General features: G+C 42.2%; 11 protein-coding genes and 1 tRNA gene. 3 read left to right on the top strand and 9 right to left on the bottom strand.

Annotated features, from left to right (window positions below):
• Positions 1-10: 10 nt before the first annotated feature.
• The 5 genes from LX92_RS12900 to LX92_RS12880 are packed head-to-tail and all read right to left on the bottom strand — an operon-like array spanning position 11 to position 7,396.
• Complete coding sequence (locus LX92_RS12900; protein WP_109651333.1) at positions 11-589, bottom strand: c-type cytochrome; 579 nt, start codon at positions 587-589, stop codon at positions 11-13.
• A 10-nt stretch (positions 590-599) separates the two neighbouring features.
• A complete protein-coding gene (locus LX92_RS12895) occupies positions 600-1,121 on the bottom strand; it encodes a DUF3341 domain-containing protein (RefSeq protein ID WP_109651231.1) in 522 nt (173 codons plus the stop codon).
• A 6-nt stretch (positions 1,122-1,127) separates the two neighbouring features.
• On the bottom strand, positions 1,128-2,864 hold the full coding sequence (gene nrfD / locus LX92_RS12890) for an NrfD/PsrC family molybdoenzyme membrane anchor subunit (RefSeq protein WP_109651229.1): 1,737 nt from the start codon (positions 2,862-2,864) through the stop codon (positions 1,128-1,130).
• Positions 2,865-2,897: 33 nt separating this feature from the next.
• Positions 2,898-6,023, bottom strand: coding sequence for a TAT-variant-translocated molybdopterin oxidoreductase (locus LX92_RS12885; RefSeq protein WP_109651227.1), 3,126 nt, complete (start codon positions 6,021-6,023; stop codon positions 2,898-2,900).
• A 32-nt stretch (positions 6,024-6,055) separates the two neighbouring features.
• Complete coding sequence (locus LX92_RS12880) at positions 6,056-7,396, bottom strand: cytochrome c3 family protein (RefSeq protein WP_109651224.1); 1,341 nt, start codon at positions 7,394-7,396, stop codon at positions 6,056-6,058.
• A gap of 235 nt (positions 7,397-7,631) precedes the next feature.
• Here LX92_RS12880 and LX92_RS12875 point away from each other — a divergent pair, with 235 nt between their 5' ends.
• Complete coding sequence (locus tag LX92_RS12875; protein WP_109651222.1) at positions 7,632-8,000, top strand: SPOR domain-containing protein; 369 nt, start codon at positions 7,632-7,634, stop codon at positions 7,998-8,000.
• A 38-nt stretch (positions 8,001-8,038) separates the two neighbouring features.
• Here LX92_RS12875 and infB read toward each other — a convergent pair whose 3' ends face one another.
• From infB to rimP, 3 genes are read right to left on the bottom strand one after another with little or no spacing between them, the layout of a single operon-like run.
• Positions 8,039-10,873 carry a translation initiation factor IF-2 gene (gene infB / locus LX92_RS12870; RefSeq protein WP_109651220.1) on the bottom strand — a complete coding sequence of 945 codons (2,835 nt, stop codon included), beginning with the start codon at positions 10,871-10,873 and terminating at the stop codon, positions 8,039-8,041.
• A 42-nt stretch (positions 10,874-10,915) separates the two neighbouring features.
• Positions 10,916-12,148: a transcription termination factor NusA gene (gene nusA / locus LX92_RS12865; RefSeq protein ID WP_109651218.1), complete on the bottom strand. Its 1,233-nt coding sequence runs from the start codon at positions 12,146-12,148 to the stop codon at positions 10,916-10,918.
• A gap of 13 nt (positions 12,149-12,161) precedes the next feature.
• Positions 12,162-12,623, bottom strand: a complete 462-nt coding sequence (rimP, locus tag LX92_RS12860; RefSeq protein ID WP_109651216.1) for a ribosome assembly cofactor RimP — start codon at positions 12,621-12,623, stop codon at positions 12,162-12,164.
• 190 nt (positions 12,624-12,813) lie between these two features.
• On the opposite strand from rimP, the gene LX92_RS12855 reads away from it, so the two are divergent.
• Positions 12,814-14,139 carry a cation:proton antiporter domain-containing protein gene (locus LX92_RS12855; protein ID WP_109651214.1) on the top strand — a complete coding sequence of 442 codons (1,326 nt, stop codon included), beginning with the start codon at positions 12,814-12,816 and terminating at the stop codon, positions 14,137-14,139.
• Positions 14,140-14,276: 137 nt separating this feature from the next.
• On the opposite strand, the gene LX92_RS12850 is transcribed toward LX92_RS12855, so the two are convergent.
• Positions 14,277-14,348, bottom strand: a tRNA-Gln gene (locus tag LX92_RS12850).
• 210 nt (positions 14,349-14,558) lie between these two features.
• On the opposite strand from LX92_RS12850, the gene LX92_RS12845 reads away from it, so the two are divergent.
• On the top strand, positions 14,559-17,891 hold the full coding sequence (locus LX92_RS12845) for a glycosyltransferase family 117 protein (protein ID WP_109651212.1): 3,333 nt from the start codon (positions 14,559-14,561) through the stop codon (positions 17,889-17,891).
• Positions 17,892-17,976: the final 85 nt, after the last annotated feature.

Raw genomic sequence — 17,976 nt, 5'->3', positions numbered from 1 at the left:
ATGTATTATTTTATAAATCTTGTTTCAATTTCATAACGTATTCGGCAACTTGCCAACGTTCTTCATGGTTCAATTGTACGGCATACGATCCCATAGAGTTTAAACCATAATATATTACGTGATACGTACTACCCACCGTAATATCGCGGGCTGCATCCGCATAACTGGGCACGCCCAGAATTTTTTCCCTTTTAACCAATGTACCTTGTCCATCCCCTTTTGGTCCATGACAAATAGCACAATAGATATTAAAAAGCTCTTTGCCCTTTGCCAAATTGGCCTCACTTTTCAAGGAATCCAAAGGACTGGTTTTTAACCTGGAAAGTTCCTTCCCTTCAATGGTATTCTCCAACCCATAAGGCATCCAACCTCTTGGAATTGTATTATCCGGTGGCAACATGGCTTCCGAAACACCTTTGAACAATGCAATCCTAGTGACCTCATCCTCATTGAAACCTTGATAAGTCTCATAGCCCACTGGTTCATACATATTAGGCATATACTGATAATTAGGTCTTCTCTTATTGGAACATGAAGCCATTAACAGTACCAAACCAAATGCTATTCCTACTTTAATAAAATTGTTCATCATCTTAGGACTACTTTTCTGAAACATTGATTTCTACCGCACCGGTATCCATCAATAAGTTCTTTAATTCTTTTTCGTTGTCGTGAATGGCCAACTCCATAACAAAATGGTCGTCGGTAGTTCGTACATCAGGATTCTCTGCCTTTTTAAAAGGCCACAATCTACTTCTTAGGTAAAAAGTGATTACCATTAAATGCGCAGCAAAGAAAACCGTTAACTCAAACATGATCGGAACGAATGCCGGCATGTTTTCCAAATAACTAAAACTAGGTTTACCACCTATATCCTGAGGCCAATCCTGAATCATGATATAATTCATCATCACTATTGCAACCGCAAGACCGACACAACCATAAATAAAAGAGGTTATGGCAATTCTAGTGGGCGCAAGCCCCATGGCCTTATCCAATCCATGAACTGGAAAAGGACAATACACTTCCTCTATATGATGCTTGGCGTCCTTCACCTTTTTGACGGCATGCATCAGCACGTCGTCATCATCGTAGTATGCATGTATAACTTTAGATGCCATATCTTCTTACTTGTTATTTAATTTTTTTGCCTGACTGGCCCAATCATCACGTTGCGCCCTACCTGGGAACGAACCGGTAATTGAGTCCAACAAATTATATTCCTTCTCGGTCATTCGACTAACTTGGGCGAATGTATAAATACCTATTTGGTTTAAGGTCTTCTCCATTTGAGGTCCAATACCCTTCACCTTCTTAAGGTCATCCGCCTTATCCCTGGAAGCATCGAACGTTCCTATGGAGTCCAATAGACTGGAAACGCTCTCTTTTGCAGCAGAAGGTTTTTCCTCTACAGGTTCGGTCGCCGTTTCAACCACATCTTCCCTAATTACGGTATTCGCATTAATTTGGTACAAAGGCTTACCTGCCTCCCTTAGTTTCTTATATTTTTCCCCCGAGGATTTTAAAATCGTCTTCACTTCCGCCTGTGCAATTACAGGGAAGGTTCTTGAATACAAAAGGAAAAGTACAAAGAAGAACCCAATGGTACCGATAAATGTCCCTATATCTACAAACGTAGGGGAGAACATACTCCATGAAGAAGGTAAATAATCCCTGTGCAATGACGTTACAATGATCACAAAACGCTCAAACCACATTCCGATATTCACGATGATCGAAATAAAGAAAGAGAACATAATACTAGTTCGCAACTTTTTGAACCACATGAACTGTGGTGAGAATACATTACAGCTCATCATTGCCCAATAGGCCCAGGCATAAGGACCTGTTGCCCTATTCAAGAAAGCATACTGCTCGTACTCAACCCCGGAATACCAAGCCATGAACAACTCCGTAATATAGGCACAACCTACAATAGAACCCGTAATCATGATAACAATGTTCATCAATTCTATATGCTGAACAGTGATATAAGCCTCAAGACCAGATACCTTTCTCATAATTATCAGCAAGGTATTCACCATTGCAAAACCTGAGAATACCGCCCCAGCCACAAAATATGGAGGAAATATCGTGGTATGCCATCCTGGAATGACCGAAGTAGCAAAGTCAAAAGATACGATGGTGTGTACAGAAAGTACCAACGGAGTGGCCAAACCAGCCAAAACCAAGGACACTTCCTCAAAACGTTGCCAATCTTTCGCACGGCCTGTCCAACCAAAACTCAATAAGCTATATATTTTCTTTTGGAATGGCAGTACTGCCCTATCCCGTATCATTGCAAAATCGGGCAACAATCCTGTCCACCAGAAAACCAAGGAAACAGATAGGTAAGTAGATATCGCAAATACATCCCAGAGCAAGGGAGAGTTGAAGTTCACCCACAACGAACCAAATTGGTTTGGTATCGGCAATACCCAATAAGCCAACCAAGGTCGACCCATGTGGATAATGGGAAACAGACCTGCCTGTACTACGGAAAATATGGTCATCGCCTCCGCAGAACGGTTAATGGCCATTCTCCACTTTTGTCTAAAAAGCAATAGTACTGCAGAAATCAAGGTTCCTGCGTGACCTATCCCTACCCACCAAACAAAGTTGGTAATATCCCATGCCCAGTTTACGGTTTTATTCAAACCCCAGGTACCGATACCGGTAGAAACAGTATAAATTATACAACCAATCCCCCAAAGGAATGCTAACAAGGCTATGGAAAAAACTATCCACCAATGCTTATTGGCTCTTCCTTCAACAGGAGCGGCTATATCCACTGTTACATCGTGATAGCCTTTGTCTCCAAGTACTAAGGGTCTTCGTATAGGTGCTTCGTAATGCGACGCCATAATCTTTTATAGTTACTTTGCTAAATAATATTTTTACGCTTCGTTGTTATTTCTCACTTTAACGTGATAGAATACATTTGGTTTGGTCCCAACATGTTCCAATAAATGATACATACGATCACTCTCTTTCAACTCAGCGACCTTACTTTCCTTATCATTGACATCACCAAATATAATGGCTCCATTATTACAGGCCATGGAACAGGCCGTTTGGAATTCACCATCTTTTATCACCCTACCATCCCTCTTCGCATCAAGTATGGTTTTCTGTGTTTTTTGGATACACATAGAGCATTTTTCAATAACACCCCTTGACCGAACAGTAACATCTGGATTAATGACCATTTTCCCCAAATCGTTGTTCATATGGAAATCGAACTCGTCATTGTTGTTATACAAGAACCAGTTGAACCTACGAACCTTATAAGGGCAGTTGTTCGCACAATACCTAGTCCCCACACATCTGTTGTACGCCATTTGGTTTTGACCCTGACGACCATGTGATGTTGCCGCTACAGGACAAACAGTCTCACAAGGAGCATGGTTACAGTGTTGACACATTACAGGCTGAAAGGCCACTTGAGGATTAATTGCAGGATGTTCCAGTTCACCAAAGCCTCCAAGGGAACCTTTCTCCCCAGACAAACCACTGAACTCATCCTTTTTGGTATTATCACCCTCAAAGGAATCCTCAGAGGAATAATATCTGTCTATTCGCAACCAATGCATATCACGGGAACGTCGCACTTCTTCCTTCCCGACCACCGGTACGTTGTTTTCCGCACTACATGCCACAACACAAGCACCACAACCGGTACAGGCGTTCAAATCTATGGACATATTGAAGTGATGCCCTATAGAACGATCAAAACTATCCCATAAATCAACTGTTGTAGCCTCTACTTCCTGATGGTTTAAAGAAACCATTGGCACCTTGTTCCACTCGGCATGATCTTTAGTGTTAAAGATTTCCAAAGTGGTCTCTTTTATAATATCACCCCTACCCATAAGGGTATTGTGTAATTGAATACAGGCAAATTCATGCATTCCGGCCGCCTTCTCAATGGTCACCGATTGCACATTGTTGAATCCTTGATATAACGGATAGGCATTTACCCCTGTCTGCATCTCGGACTTCATTCCGACCTTACGACCGTAACCCAACGCCAAACCTATTGACCCTGGAGCCTGACCGGGCTGAATCAACACAGGAACCTGATCCAAAGCCACACCATTCACGGTTAGTTTGGCATAACTACCATCCAAACCTCCGTTGGCAGCGTGCTCATTAATCAATTCCAAACGTGTTGCATCCGCTTTGGAAACGGTAACATAGTTATCCCAAGACACTCTGGAAATCGGATCCGGAAATTCCTGCAACCATGGGTTTCCAGCTTGTTGCCCATCACCCATACCTACCTTTGAATACAATGTAAGCTCAAGACCTCCACCACTAACGGCATTTGACAGCCTTTTCACTGCAGAGGAAACATCCATACCAGAAGTATCCGCACCATCAAGACCTACCGCTGAAGCCACCGCCTCAACAATTTCCCCAACAGCATTGGAACCTGCCGATACATAAACACCATCATGCAAGGCTTTATTCCAGTCGTTTCCAGCCAATACATCCGTACTCCAAGTTTCCTTTATATAATCATAATAGCTTTTATCGCTATCCATCCACTTCAATAGTGCCGATTGAAACTGTCTTGTATCAAAAAGCTCTTTTATCGTAGGCTGGATCAGACCAAAATGCCCTTTTTTAATCTCTGTATCACCCCATGATTCCAAATAATGGTTAGCGGCAGCGGCATAATCCGTCAATTCCGTAGTCTCATTCCAATTACCTGAAAAGGTAACAGAAAGATCGACCTTAGCAAGTCCCTCTTCAAAATCAACAGCGTTGGGCAATGTATACATTGGATTAACACCATCCATGATCAAGGCACCAACACGACCCGCCTTCATATCCGCCACTAGGGCATTCAAATTTTTAACACTACCCTGACGGACATATTTAGGGGCTTTGGCATCGAAAGCCTTACTTCCCAACATCTCGTTTATAGCCAAAACAACGGCTTGGGCATCTACGTCCTGCAAACCAGTGACTACAACGGCAGCACTTTTATTCTTATTGATCTCACCAACAACCCCATCAATGGCCTGTTGTGCATATTCAGGAATTTCACCACCAACGGAAGACCCATTTAATTTGGCATACAGTTTGGCAAGTGCGATTTTTTGTTGCATTGGTGTTAATGGCACTCGTTTATCCGCATTGGCGCCGGACAAGGACATATTAGCCTCGAACTGCACATGCTTTGACATTTTCCCGTTTTTGGGAATACGCCCTTTGGAATAACCACTATCATATCCGCCCCCTTGCCAATCTGCAAGGAAGTCTGCCCCAAATGAGACTATTACCTCAGCTTTTTCAAAATCATAATCCGCCAATGCCCTATCGCCATAGCGCGCTTCAAAAGCGGTTAAGGCAGCATCTTCGGAAATTGCATCGTAAACCACGTGGTTTACCGCACCATACATCTCCTTGAATTCAGCGATAAGTTTGGCAGTCGACGGACTTGCATAGGTCTGCGTCAACAAAGCAATCTGTTTTCCAGACGCTTTCAAAGTATTCAACTTGGCCTTCACCTCTGTATCAAGAGCAGTCCATTCAACCGGCTCACCAGCCTTCATAGGACCCTGCAGACGCGTACTATCATATAAGGACAACACAGAACCTTGAACACGGGCATTTGCACCCCCATTCACTTTGGCATCGGTATTATTCTCGATTTTTATCGGCCTACCCTCCCTTGTCTTAACCAGGACACTAGCAAAGTCGAATCCGTTGGCTATAGTCGTTGCATAATAATTTGCAACACCAGGAATTATGCGTTCTGGCTGAACAACGTAAGGAATTGATTTTCTCACCGGCCCCTCGCACGCCGCCAATGATGCGGCAGCGGTACTAAAACCAACGTATTTAAGGAAATCCCTTCTGTTCGTATTTGTTGAAGACAAATTCTCTTTGTTGCCCAAAAATTCATCAACTGGAATTTCCTCAACAAATTCATTTTGTCTTAGCGCCTCAACAATGGAATCGTTTGGATTTAACTCCGCTTCGCTTTTCCAATATTTTTTGTTTGATGCCATACGATCTATCTGTAATTAGCTACTTTATTTTATTAATAATGACATTTTCCACATTCCAAACCACCCATCTGGGCAGCGGTAAGCTCTTCAACCCCATATTTCTTGGAAAGCTCTTCATGGATTTTTGCATAGTACTCGTTATTCTCAACCTTAACATTGGTTTCCCTATGACAGTTGATACACCATCCCATAGTAAGGGGAGCAAACTGTGACATGATTTCCATTTCCTCAACAGGACCGTGACAAGTCTGACATTCAATTCCCGCAACAGAAACATGCTGGGAGTGGTTGAAGTAAACCAAATCAGGAAGATTATGGATCCTTATCCATTCCACCGGCTTGCTTTCCCCTGTGTAACTTTGATTTTCCTCATCCCAACCAACGGCCTTATATAATTTTTTAATCTCACCCGTATAGAACTCATTCGTATACCCATTGGCCAAATCCTCTTGTGAAGGCCCTTCTGGGTTACCCTTATACTCATAAATGGATTTATGACAATTCATACATACATTCAAGGAAGGAATACCCGAAGTTTTGGAAACCCTAGCCGATGAATGGCAATACTTACAATCTATTTTATTATCACCCGCATGCACTTTATGCGAATAGTGTATCTCCTGAATAGGCTCATACCCTTGATCAACCCCCACTTGCATCATCCATCCATATACAAAATACGCACCCGACAACAACAAAATGACCACCGTGACCAAAACCAAGAATTGATTCTGGGCGAATGCTTTCCACAAAGGCAAACCGCTCTCCGATTTGGCTTTCTCCAAATCGAGACCATTGGCCACCGCTATTCGCTTTAAGGTTCCTTGCACCAAGACCAACATCATCACCAAAAGACCCAGTATAATAACCAGAGCCCCTAAGATCATTTCATTGGATATTCCTGTAGAAGAAGAACCACCCTCACCCCCTTCGGCTACAGCAGCACTCGCAGCAACCGGTTCCGGTGGTGGCGCAGCAGTATAGGCCAAAATATTATCAATATCGTCATTTGACAAGGTAGGAAAAGGAGTCATTGGAGCCTGATTATACTCATTGAACACCTTATTGGCATAATCATCCCCTGATTTAATCACTCCAGGGCTATTTTTAACCCAAGCATAAATCCATTCCCGATCCAAACCTTCATCGGCATTAAGACGGGATTCCACATTAGCCAAGGCCGGCCCTGTCATCTTCCTATTCAACGCATGACAAGCAGCACAATTCTGATTAAAGAGTGCCTTTCCTTTTGCAGGATCACCAGAAGCAACAGCCCCATCCTGTGCAAAAATAGAAATGGAAAAAAGCAGGAAAACTACTAGACTAACACCTAAAACCCTGGAAATTTGATTGCGGTATGTTACCTTTTTCATATATAGAATATTTCAATCGAAATTTTTGGCACGGTTATTACTACATCAAAAGATAAACACATTTAAAAAAACCGTACCTGCATTGACGGCAAAAATAAGGATTAGACTTTATCTGCAAAATGTTAATGTATTGATAATACCAATTTATAATTATTCTAAATAAGACCGAAAAGCTTTCAATAATCATTAAAAATTTACTTTTGTGCAAACGAATATACCTTATAAACACATCATAATGAAGTCACTGTTAATTATCGGGATTATCACTTTCTCCACCACCATAGGCCTTGCACAACAGGGACAGGTAAACATTCAACAGGACAACCGCATAGAGGACCTACTGGATATTTACAAATCCTCCAATGAAAATCATGACTATTATAGAATACAGGTAGGTTTTGGATCTTACGCCAAGGCCCAAGGCATCAAGAAGAGTGTGGAGGTTGATTTTCCCAATCTATTTTCTAAGATAGATTTTGACTCCCCTACGTATCGCGTAAGGGTTGGCCGTTTCAAAACCAAACTTGAAGCCGAGCGAAAATTCATAGAGGTTCGGGAAAAATACCCGGATGCCATGCTTTTAAAACCAAAAAAATCGACTTGAAAAAGTCGATTTTTTTTTATCCTATTTGATAGTAACCACTATCTTGATTTCAATTTCTTTTTAACGGCCACCTCTTGGAAAGCTTCAACGATATCCAGTTCCCTAATATCATTGTAGTTCTTAACCTGTAATCCACAATCATATCCTTTGGCAACTTCCTTCACATCGTCCTTGAATCGTTTTAACGATGCCAATTCACCCGTATAGATAACCACACCATCGCGAATCAAGCGAATATTGGAGTTCCTGAATATTTTTCCGTTGGTAACCATACAACCTGCAATGGTTCCGATTTTGGATATTTTAAAGGTCTCCCTGATTTCAGCCGTACCCGTAATCTCTTCCTTCATTTCTGGAGACAGCATACCTTCCATGGCATCCTTAAGATCATTGATGGCATCATAGATTATAGAGTACATTCGAATATCGATTTCCTCTTTTTCAGCCAACATCCTGGCATTACCCATTGGCCTGACGTTAAATCCTATGATAACCGCATCGGAAGCAGAAGCCAAGAGCACATCAGACTCTGTAATCGGTCCTACACCTTTATGTATAATATTGACTTGTATTTCCTCGGTGGATAATTTTTGGAACGAATCGGTCAATGCCTCAACAGAACCATCCACATCACCTTTAAGGATAATATTCAATTCCTTGAAATCACCCAAAGCAATACGTCTTCCAATTTCGTCCAAGGTAATATGCCTTTGTGTCCTAACGGATTGCTCACGTTGCAATTGGGACCTTCGGGTCGCAATTTGCTTCGCTTCTCGCTCATCCTCAAGTACATTGAATTTATCACCCGCCTGAGGCGCACCATCCAATCCTAGTATGGATATAGGTCGTGAAGGTCCTACCTCACTAATCTCTTTTCCTCTTTCATCATGCATGGCCTTTACTTTACCACTGCATGTACCCGCCAAAACGTAGTCCCCGATTTTCAAGGTACCCGCTTGAACCAATATTGTTGAAACATATCCTTTTCCTTTATCAAGGAATGCCTCCACAACCGTACCCGAAGCTAATTTGTCCGGATTGGCCTTTAATTCCAACAGTTCCGCTTCAAGGAGTACTTTTTCCAATAACTCCTTGACCCCGTCACCTGTTTTTGCTGAAATATCATGGGATTGTATTTTACCTCCCCAATCTTCCACCAACAAGTTCATCTGGGCAAGACCTTCCTTGATCTTATCCGGATTGGCCGTTGGCCTATCTATTTTGTTTATTGCAAATACGATTGGCACACCCGCAGCCTGCGCGTGACTGATCGCCTCTTTCGTCTGTGGCATTATATCATCATCCGCAGCGACCACAATAATGGCGATATCGGTTACTTGGGCACCACGTGCACGCATGGCCGTAAAGGCTTCGTGACCCGGTGTATCCAAGAAAGTAATTCTTTGTCCGCCAGAAAGGGTTACCCCATAAGCACCAATATGCTGGGTAATACCACCACTTTCACCGGCTATCACATTCTCTTGTCGAATATAATCCAACAAGGATGTTTTACCGTGATCCACATGTCCCATTACGGTTACGATAGGCGCCCTAGGTTTCAAATCCTCTGGAGCATCGACTTCCTCTACAATACTTTCCTCTATATCGGCAGTAATGAACTCTACCTCATAGCCAAACTCATCGGCAACAATGGACAATGTTTCCGCATCCAACCTTTGGTTCATGGTCACCATGATTCCCAAAGACATACAGGCGGATATCACTTGTGTCGTATTGACATTCATCATGGTAGCAACTTCACTCGCTGTAACAAACTCGGTTACTTTAAGTATTTTGCTTTCCAATTCTTGTTGTTCAAGATCTTTTTCGGTCTGTTGACGGTGATGATCTCTTTTATCCCTACGGTATTTGGCACCTTTACCTTTCTTGGATTTACCTTGTAGTTTTTCCAAGGTTTCCCGTACTTGTTTCTGTACATCCTCTTCAGTAGGCTCAACCTTGTTTACAGTTGCAAAACGTTTTCCGCCTTTTCTGTTACCGGGTGCCCCACTTCTTTGGGCCGGACCTCTATTTGGTCCACTGCCAGGACTACTGACAATTCTTTTTCTTCTTTTCTTCCTATCGGCATTATCGCCGGAAGCCTTAGGTTCCTCTTTCTTCTTTTTGGGTCGATTGAATTTACTAAGATCAATCTTGTCACCCATTATCTTAGGACCACTAAGCTTTTGATATTGGGTTTTTATTTTTTCTTCCTTGGGTGCCTCCTCAGTCGGTGTCGTGGTTTCCTTGGCCTCTTCTTCCTTAGCAACGGGTGCATCGGCTTTCTCTACCTTTTCAACAGGTTTCGAAACAACCTCTTCCTTGACTTCCTCCTTCTTAACCTCAACTTTTTCAACCGCTACTTCCTTGACATCCTCTTTCTTAACGGCTACTTCCTTGACTTCCTCCTTCTTAACCTCTTCTGGTTTGACTTCTTCTTTCTTGACAACCTCTTGTTTTACTTCCTCTTTCTTCTCCTCTACAACAGGTTGTGATTTTTTCTTGGGATTCAGGTCGATCTTACCAACAGTCTTAGGACCTGGAAGCTCTACTTTGGCCTTAATTATCCGCTCAGAAGCTTGATTTCTCTTTTCACGGGCCAGCCTACGCTCTTCCTGCTCTTGCTCAAGTTGCAATCTTATGGCTTCCTTTTCTTTACGCTTTTCCTCACCAACTTCCTTAGAAGCAACCTTCTTGCTCATATCGGTTTGAAACTCATCCAATAGCACTTGGTGTACCTCTTCGGATATTTTTGTGGTGGGTCTCGCATCTACCTCATGCCCCTTCGACTTTAGGAAATCTACTGCCCTGTCCAAAGAGATATTGAGCTCCCTTAAGACCTTATTAAGTCTGATTGTTGCATTGTCTGCCATAAATATTACTTCCTTATTCTAAAAACTGCCGCTAATATATAGCTAATCTTCTAATTCTTCCTTAAGTATACGCACAACTTCAGAAATCGTTTCCTCTTCCAAGTCTGTTCTTTTCACTAGATCATCAACATCTTGCTCCAATACACTTCTTGCCGTATCCATTCCAATTTTCTTGAATTCCTCTATGATCCAAGCATCGATTTCATCCGAGAATTCGGTCAATTCCACATCTTCCTCAACCCCTTCACGGAATACATCTATCTCATAACCCGTAAGTTTTCCGGCAAGTCTGATATTATGACCTCCCCTACCTATGGCTTTGGAAACCTCCTCTGGCCTTAAATATACTTGGGCCGTCATTTTCTCGTCGTTTAGCTTCACCGAAGAAACCCGGGCAGGACTCAAAGCCCTGGTTACCAATAATTGTGGATTGTTCGTCCAATTGATAACATCGATATTCTCATTACCCAATTCCCTAACAATACCATGTATACGAGACCCTTTCATACCCACACAGGCACCAACCGGGTCAATACGATCGTCATAGGAATCAACAGCCACCTTAGCCTTCTCCCCAGGTATACGCACGGCTTTCTTGATGGTGATCAAACCGTCGAAAACCTCAGGTATCTCCTGAAAGAAAAGTTGCTCCAAGAAACGGGGCGAACTTCTCGACATAATGATTGTCGGTTTATTCCCTTTCAATTCAACACTTTCGATGACACCACGAACATTATCCCCTTTCCTAAAGAAATCAGAAGGTATCTGACGATCCTTAGGTAAGATGATCTCGTTACCCTCATCATCCAACAAGATTATCGCTTTATGCCTAATATGATGCACTTCAGCCGTATAGATCTCACCTTCCAAGTCTTTAAACTGCTTGTAAATGGTCGTATTGTCATGCTCATGGATCTTAGAGATAAGATTTTGGCGCAAGGCTAAAATCGCCCTTCTACCCAAATCGATCAATTTCACCTCTTCCGACACATCCTCTCCAACCTCAAAATCAGGTTCTATCTTACGGGCTTCCGACAAAGAAATCTCCTCATTGGGTTCCTCGACCTCTCCATCCTCAACCACGATACGGTTCCTCCATATCTCCAAATCCCCTTTGTCAGGATTTATAATAATATCAAAATTATCATCAGAACCAAATTTCTTTTTAAGCGCATTCCTAAAAACATCTTCCAAAATCGCCATTAGCGTAACCCTATCTATGAATTTATCGTCTTTAAATTCCGAAAAAGATTCAATCAGCGCAATATTTTCCATTTGTATACTACTATTAATATTTTAAAATAACTTTTGCTTCCTTAATTTCAGAAAATAAAATTTCCTTTTTTTTCTGAACTGTGGTTTTCCCTTTTCCTATGGGTTTGGGTTCCCGTGCCTTCCATTCCAGCACAATGCCTTCCGCATTGGCTTCGGTAAGACTGCCTTCATACAGATCATCCTGGGTCTGCACCTTTATTTTCCTACCAATATTCTTTTTAAACTGTCGGGGATACACCATTGGGGACGCGGCTCCTGCCGAAGTCACAGTCAACGAAAAATCCTCTTCATCACGATCCAGGTTGTGCTCTATGGCCCGGCTGACTTTTATACAATCCTGCACACTCACACCATTATCACCATCCAAAACAACATGGATACTATTGTCGGCACCCATTGAAAAATCGATTAAAAAGAGTGATTCGTCCTGGTCTAGGGCGTCATCCAAAAGTGTTTTGACTTTATCCTTCAACATAATTTTCAGTAACAAAAGAGGGGACAAATTGTCCCCTCATGAATACCTTAATATCCTTTCAGTGATGCAAATATACAACATTTTTATATCCACAACAAGCTTATTTGAATGATGTGTGGATATATTAACACTCGTGCCCAAAGTGATATTTAAATACTATTTTTAGTTTTTATTCAAAAGCCCTTATTTTATGGAAATTTTTTCTTCATATAACATAATAATCGAAGCTTCGATCATTGTAATCCTCTCTTTCTGGTTCAATACCCTTTCGAAAAAGACCAACATACCGTCCGTACTAATGCTTATAGCTTTAGGCATTATCCTACAATACGCCATGGGGTATTTCATGCCCGACAAACCCGAATTCGACGGCGCCCTGGAAATTTTGGGCATTGTGGGGTTGATCATGATCGTTCTTGAGGCCGCCTTGGAACTTGAACTCAAGAAGAACAAAATCGTACCCATCATCAAAGCGATGGGTATCGCACTGTTGGGCCTATTGGCCTCTGCCTGGGTTGCCGCCATTATCCTTCATCAATTTATACCCGAAATGGGCATGCAGTCGGCCTGGCTATACGCCACTCCCCTATCAATCCTGTCAAGCGCCATAATCATACCCAGTGTTAACGGACTTAGTGAAACCAAAAAGGAATTCCACATTTACGAAAGCACTTTTTCGGACATTATGGGAATTATGATGTTCTATTTTCTCATTGGAGGATTAAACCCTGTGGAAGACACTGGGTTTTCAGGTTTTTCAATCAATCTATTGATCACCATTGTCATTGCACTGGTCGCCAGTTATGCCATCATCCTTATTTTCCAGAGAATCAAAAGTCAGGCAAAACTCTTTTTGTTGATTGCCGTACTCCTATTGTTATACGCCATAGGAAAGAAATTCCACCTTTCCTCCTTGATCATTATCCTGATTTTCGGTTTGGTCATTGCCAATGTCAAACTATTCTTTCCTGGACGGCTGTCCACTTATTTGAAAAATGAGAAGGTAAGCCAAATGTACCACGAACTCCATATCATCACCTTGGAAACCGCCTTTATCGTGCGTACCTTTTTCTTTGTGATATTCGGACTTACCATTGCCATTTCCTCGCTTTTTAGCCTAAGTGTCGCCTTGGTCAGTGTTTTGATCATCGTTTCCATTTACCTGATACGATTTGTAATACTGCGAACTTTCTTTGGTAGCGACATCATGCCCCAATTATTCATAGCACCCCGGGGATTGATCACCGTTCTATTGTTTTATGCCATACCCAAGGAGGCCCAGGTTGCCAATTTTGAATCCGGCATTTTGCTATTCGTGATTATAGCGACAAGCTTGATCATGACATGGGCCCTGATCAAAGAAGGCAAAAAACCAGGCGTTCTACTGGACGAAGAATTACTAGACAGCACACAGGAAGCACCCCAATCACCAAATTTGGAAATCACCAACACCGAACACGAGGAAGATACCCCTATGGAAAAGACCACTGACGACACAGATGTAAGCAAAGAATAAAAGGGCACTTTAAAAAAAGATGGATGATTTCCAAAAACACAACATTTGATCTTGCCCCATAAACTTCCTGCCTCAGCTTTTCCCTAAAATGAAAAAATCCCGATATCAGAAGACATCGGGATTATTCGTAAAATCTGTTGGCCTACTAGGACTCGAACCTAGAACGACTGGACCAAAACCAGCTGTGTTGCCAATTACACCATAGGCCATTACCTCATCTAAAGTCATATTCCCAAAACAATCAAGAATAATTTCAGCTTTAGAGCGTGCAAATTTAAAACAAAGTTTGGTTTGAGCAAACATTTTTAATACAATCGCCCAAAAAAACCAAAACTAGTCCTGTTAAAGGTTTATCAAAATTGTATGAGGATGTCTATATTAATTACTAAATTCGCCCCCAAGGTAAAACCAAAAATTGCATGTTTTCTAAGAACTTCGAAAAATGGGACACCATACTCGGATGGGTAGTCTTCTTTATAGCCCTAATCACATATAGCATCACCGTAGAGCCCACCAGTAGCTTTTGGGATGCAGGGGAATATATCGCAACCTCAGCCAAATTACAGGTCGGACACCCTCCGGGAGCCCCCTTATTACAAATGCTCGGCGCCTTTTTCGCCATGTTCGCCCTAGACCCCGATCAAGTTGCCCGTATGGTCAATTATGTTTCCGGGGTGAGTAGTTCGTTTACTATTCTTTTCATGTTTTGGACCATCACAAACCTTACCCGAAAACTGATCGGTCAAAACGAAGTGTTGACCGATAGCAAATCGATAGCCGTTTTAGGCAGTGGACTGGTTGGTGCCTTGGCATTCACCTATTCCGATAGTTTTTGGTTTAATGCCGTAGAAACCGAAGTATATGCGAGTGCAAGTTTTATTATGGCATTACTACTTTGGCTAGGTCTAAAATGGACAGACAATTTGGACACCCCTCGTGGCAATCGCTGGCTTATCCTTATTTCATTTGTCGTGGGACTGACCTTCGGAATACAGTTTATGGGCTTTTTGGCCATACCGTCGGTAGGACTCCTTTATTACTTCAAAAAATACAAAACCACTACCGTAAAAAACTTCCTTTTAGCCAATATTTCGGTGGTTGCCGTTTTAATGTTGGTATATAAGTTTTCATTGACCTATGTACTCAAACTTTTTGGATGGGCCGAGGTCTATTTTGTCAACACCATAGGGTTACCCTTCAATTCAGGCTCCCTGATCATGGGACTCCTATTTATAGCTACATTCTATTTCGGATTAATGTACACCCGAAAAAACAATTACCGCGATGCCAACACCATTGTATTGTGTATCATGTTCCTTTTCTTTGGATTTTCCACCTGGTTAATGCTGCCGATCAGGGCCAATGCCAATGTGGTGATCAACGAAAACAACCCATCAGATGCCAGATCACTGTTGGCGTACTACAATAGGGAACAATACCCTGGCGTGGACAGTCCCGTTTACGGGGCATATTACTCCGATATTTTCGCTCCTGCAGGAAAGGAAATGGATGACAAACCCAAATATGAGAAAGACCTTGAAAAAGGGAAGTATATTATTGTAAACCATTACAAGAACGCATTACAGGACTCCAATGAAAAGCACAAGGGAATCTTACCCCGCATGTGGAGCGGCCAACATGCAGAGAACTATATGCGGTATTTTGGCCCCTTGGATTTCAAAATGAAAAAATCAAACGATGAACTTCGTGAGGCTGTACAGCAAGTAAAAACCGGATATGCCAATGGGGAGATCGATGCCGAACAATATATAAGTTTCCTAAAACGGTTTGATGAATATCTCGAAGTGCAACCCCCAACAGTTTGGGACAATGTAAAATACATGTTCGAATTCCAATTCGGCTATATGTACTGGCGTTATTTTATGTGGAATTTTGTCGGAAAGAACAACGATGTCCAAGGGCGCTACGACGAAAACGGCAAATGGCTATCAGGTATCCCCTTCATCGATAGCGTATTTCACGGAAGCCAGGAAAACCTACCCAGTGACATCAAAAACAATAAAGCCCGGAATACTTATTTCTTTTTACCCTTGATTCTTGGTATTATCGGAATCCTCTTTCAAATATCAAGAAACCCCAAACAATTTTGGGTCCTGTTTATTTTCTTTTTATTTACGGGAATTGCCATACAATTTTACACGAACCCCTACATATTCCAACCGCGGGAAAGGGATTATTCCCTTGTGGGCTCTTTCTATGTCTTCGCCTTGTGGATTGGTCTCGGGGTCTACGGATTGTTCGATGAATTTAAAAAATGGCTCTCACCTAAGATATTGGCGCCAGCGGTAACCCTTATATGCCTGTTGGCCGTACCTACCGTAATGGCCGTACAGAATTGGGACGACCATGATCGATCGAATCGTTATACAGCCGAATCCTCGGCAAAGGCCTATTTGGATTCATGCCAAAAGGATGCAGGTGCCATCTTATTCACCATTGGGGATAACGACACTTTTCCGCTCTGGTTTGCCCAGGAGATCGAAAACTACAGGACTGATGTGCGGATTGTCTGTACGAGTCTTTTCGAGACCGACTGGTATGTAGACCAAATGAAACGAAAAGCCTACTCAAGTGACCCCATACCTTCCCAGATAACCCATGAGAAGTATAGATGGGGCTCTCGGGATGTTTTGTATTTTCAAAACGTTGACCCCCTATTCAATCGTGAAGTATCCAAAAGCCGATGGAACATAAAGGATTTTATCGACTGGATCGACAGCGACAAACCCCAGACCAAATTCAAATTTTTCTTGGAAAAACAGGATATTGATGTTGATGAATACCCTGAGAACACCCAAAATCTGGTTTACTACCCCACCCAGAAAATCCGAATTCCCGTCAATAAGAAGAATGTGCTTGAGAGCGGTTTGGTGAAAGCAAAGGACTCCGCTCAAATTGTAGACTATATCGACATCAACCTGCCAAGTGCCATTACCAAGAAAAGCATGATGATGTTGGACATTGTCGCCAACAACGATTGGAAAAGGCCCTTGTATTTCTCCGGTGGAAGCTTTGATGATGCCGAATTCATTTGGATGAAGGACTATCTTCAATTGGATGGGATGGCGTATAAATTGGTGCCCATAAAGACCGAACGAAGCAATTCGTTTGATATGGGTAGGATTGACACTGAACTTATGTACGATATCGTTACCAAATGGGATTGGGGTAATTCAGGCGACCCTAGAATCTACCATGACCCACAAACCAGGGTCCAAGGTATTTCGTATCGCAGCAACCTCGCCCGTTTAACGGAACAATTGATCAAAGAAAACAAAATTGACAAGGCCAAGAACATCATTGATTTGGCCATGGAGAAAATACCTGTGGAATATTTTGGCTACTACCACTTTGTTTTACCTTTCATAGATGGTTATTACAAAGTTGGGGAAACCAGCAAGGCCCATGAAATATACTCCTCGCTAAAGAAAATATACCAAGAAAGATTGGAGTATTACGAAGGAATCCCATTGGATCAGCAGTACAAGAAAATCGATGACATCATCTCTGATATGGAGTCATATCGAAGGTTGATCGATGTACTTATCGAGAACAATGACCGTGAAATGGCAGAAAAGGAAACCTTGATATTCAACGAATACATAGATAAATTCAGTCATTTCTATCAGGATGAAATCCCAGAGGAACCATTGATCAACGAAAGCAATCCCGATGTATCGGACACCATTGCCATTGACACCATGGGCACTGTTGAATCCGTCGAAGAATAATTGGGGGTTCCAGAACCAAACAATGTATTGGCAACTGCTATTTGGTCAAAATTGAAAATCACGCACGTGACACTTCAATTTTGAC

The sequence above is a fragment of the Maribacter polysiphoniae genome, from assembly GCF_003148665.1.
Classification (GTDB): domain Bacteria; phylum Bacteroidota; class Bacteroidia; order Flavobacteriales; family Flavobacteriaceae; genus Maribacter_A; species Maribacter_A polysiphoniae.
This window is presented reverse-complemented; position numbering and strand designations above follow the sequence as displayed.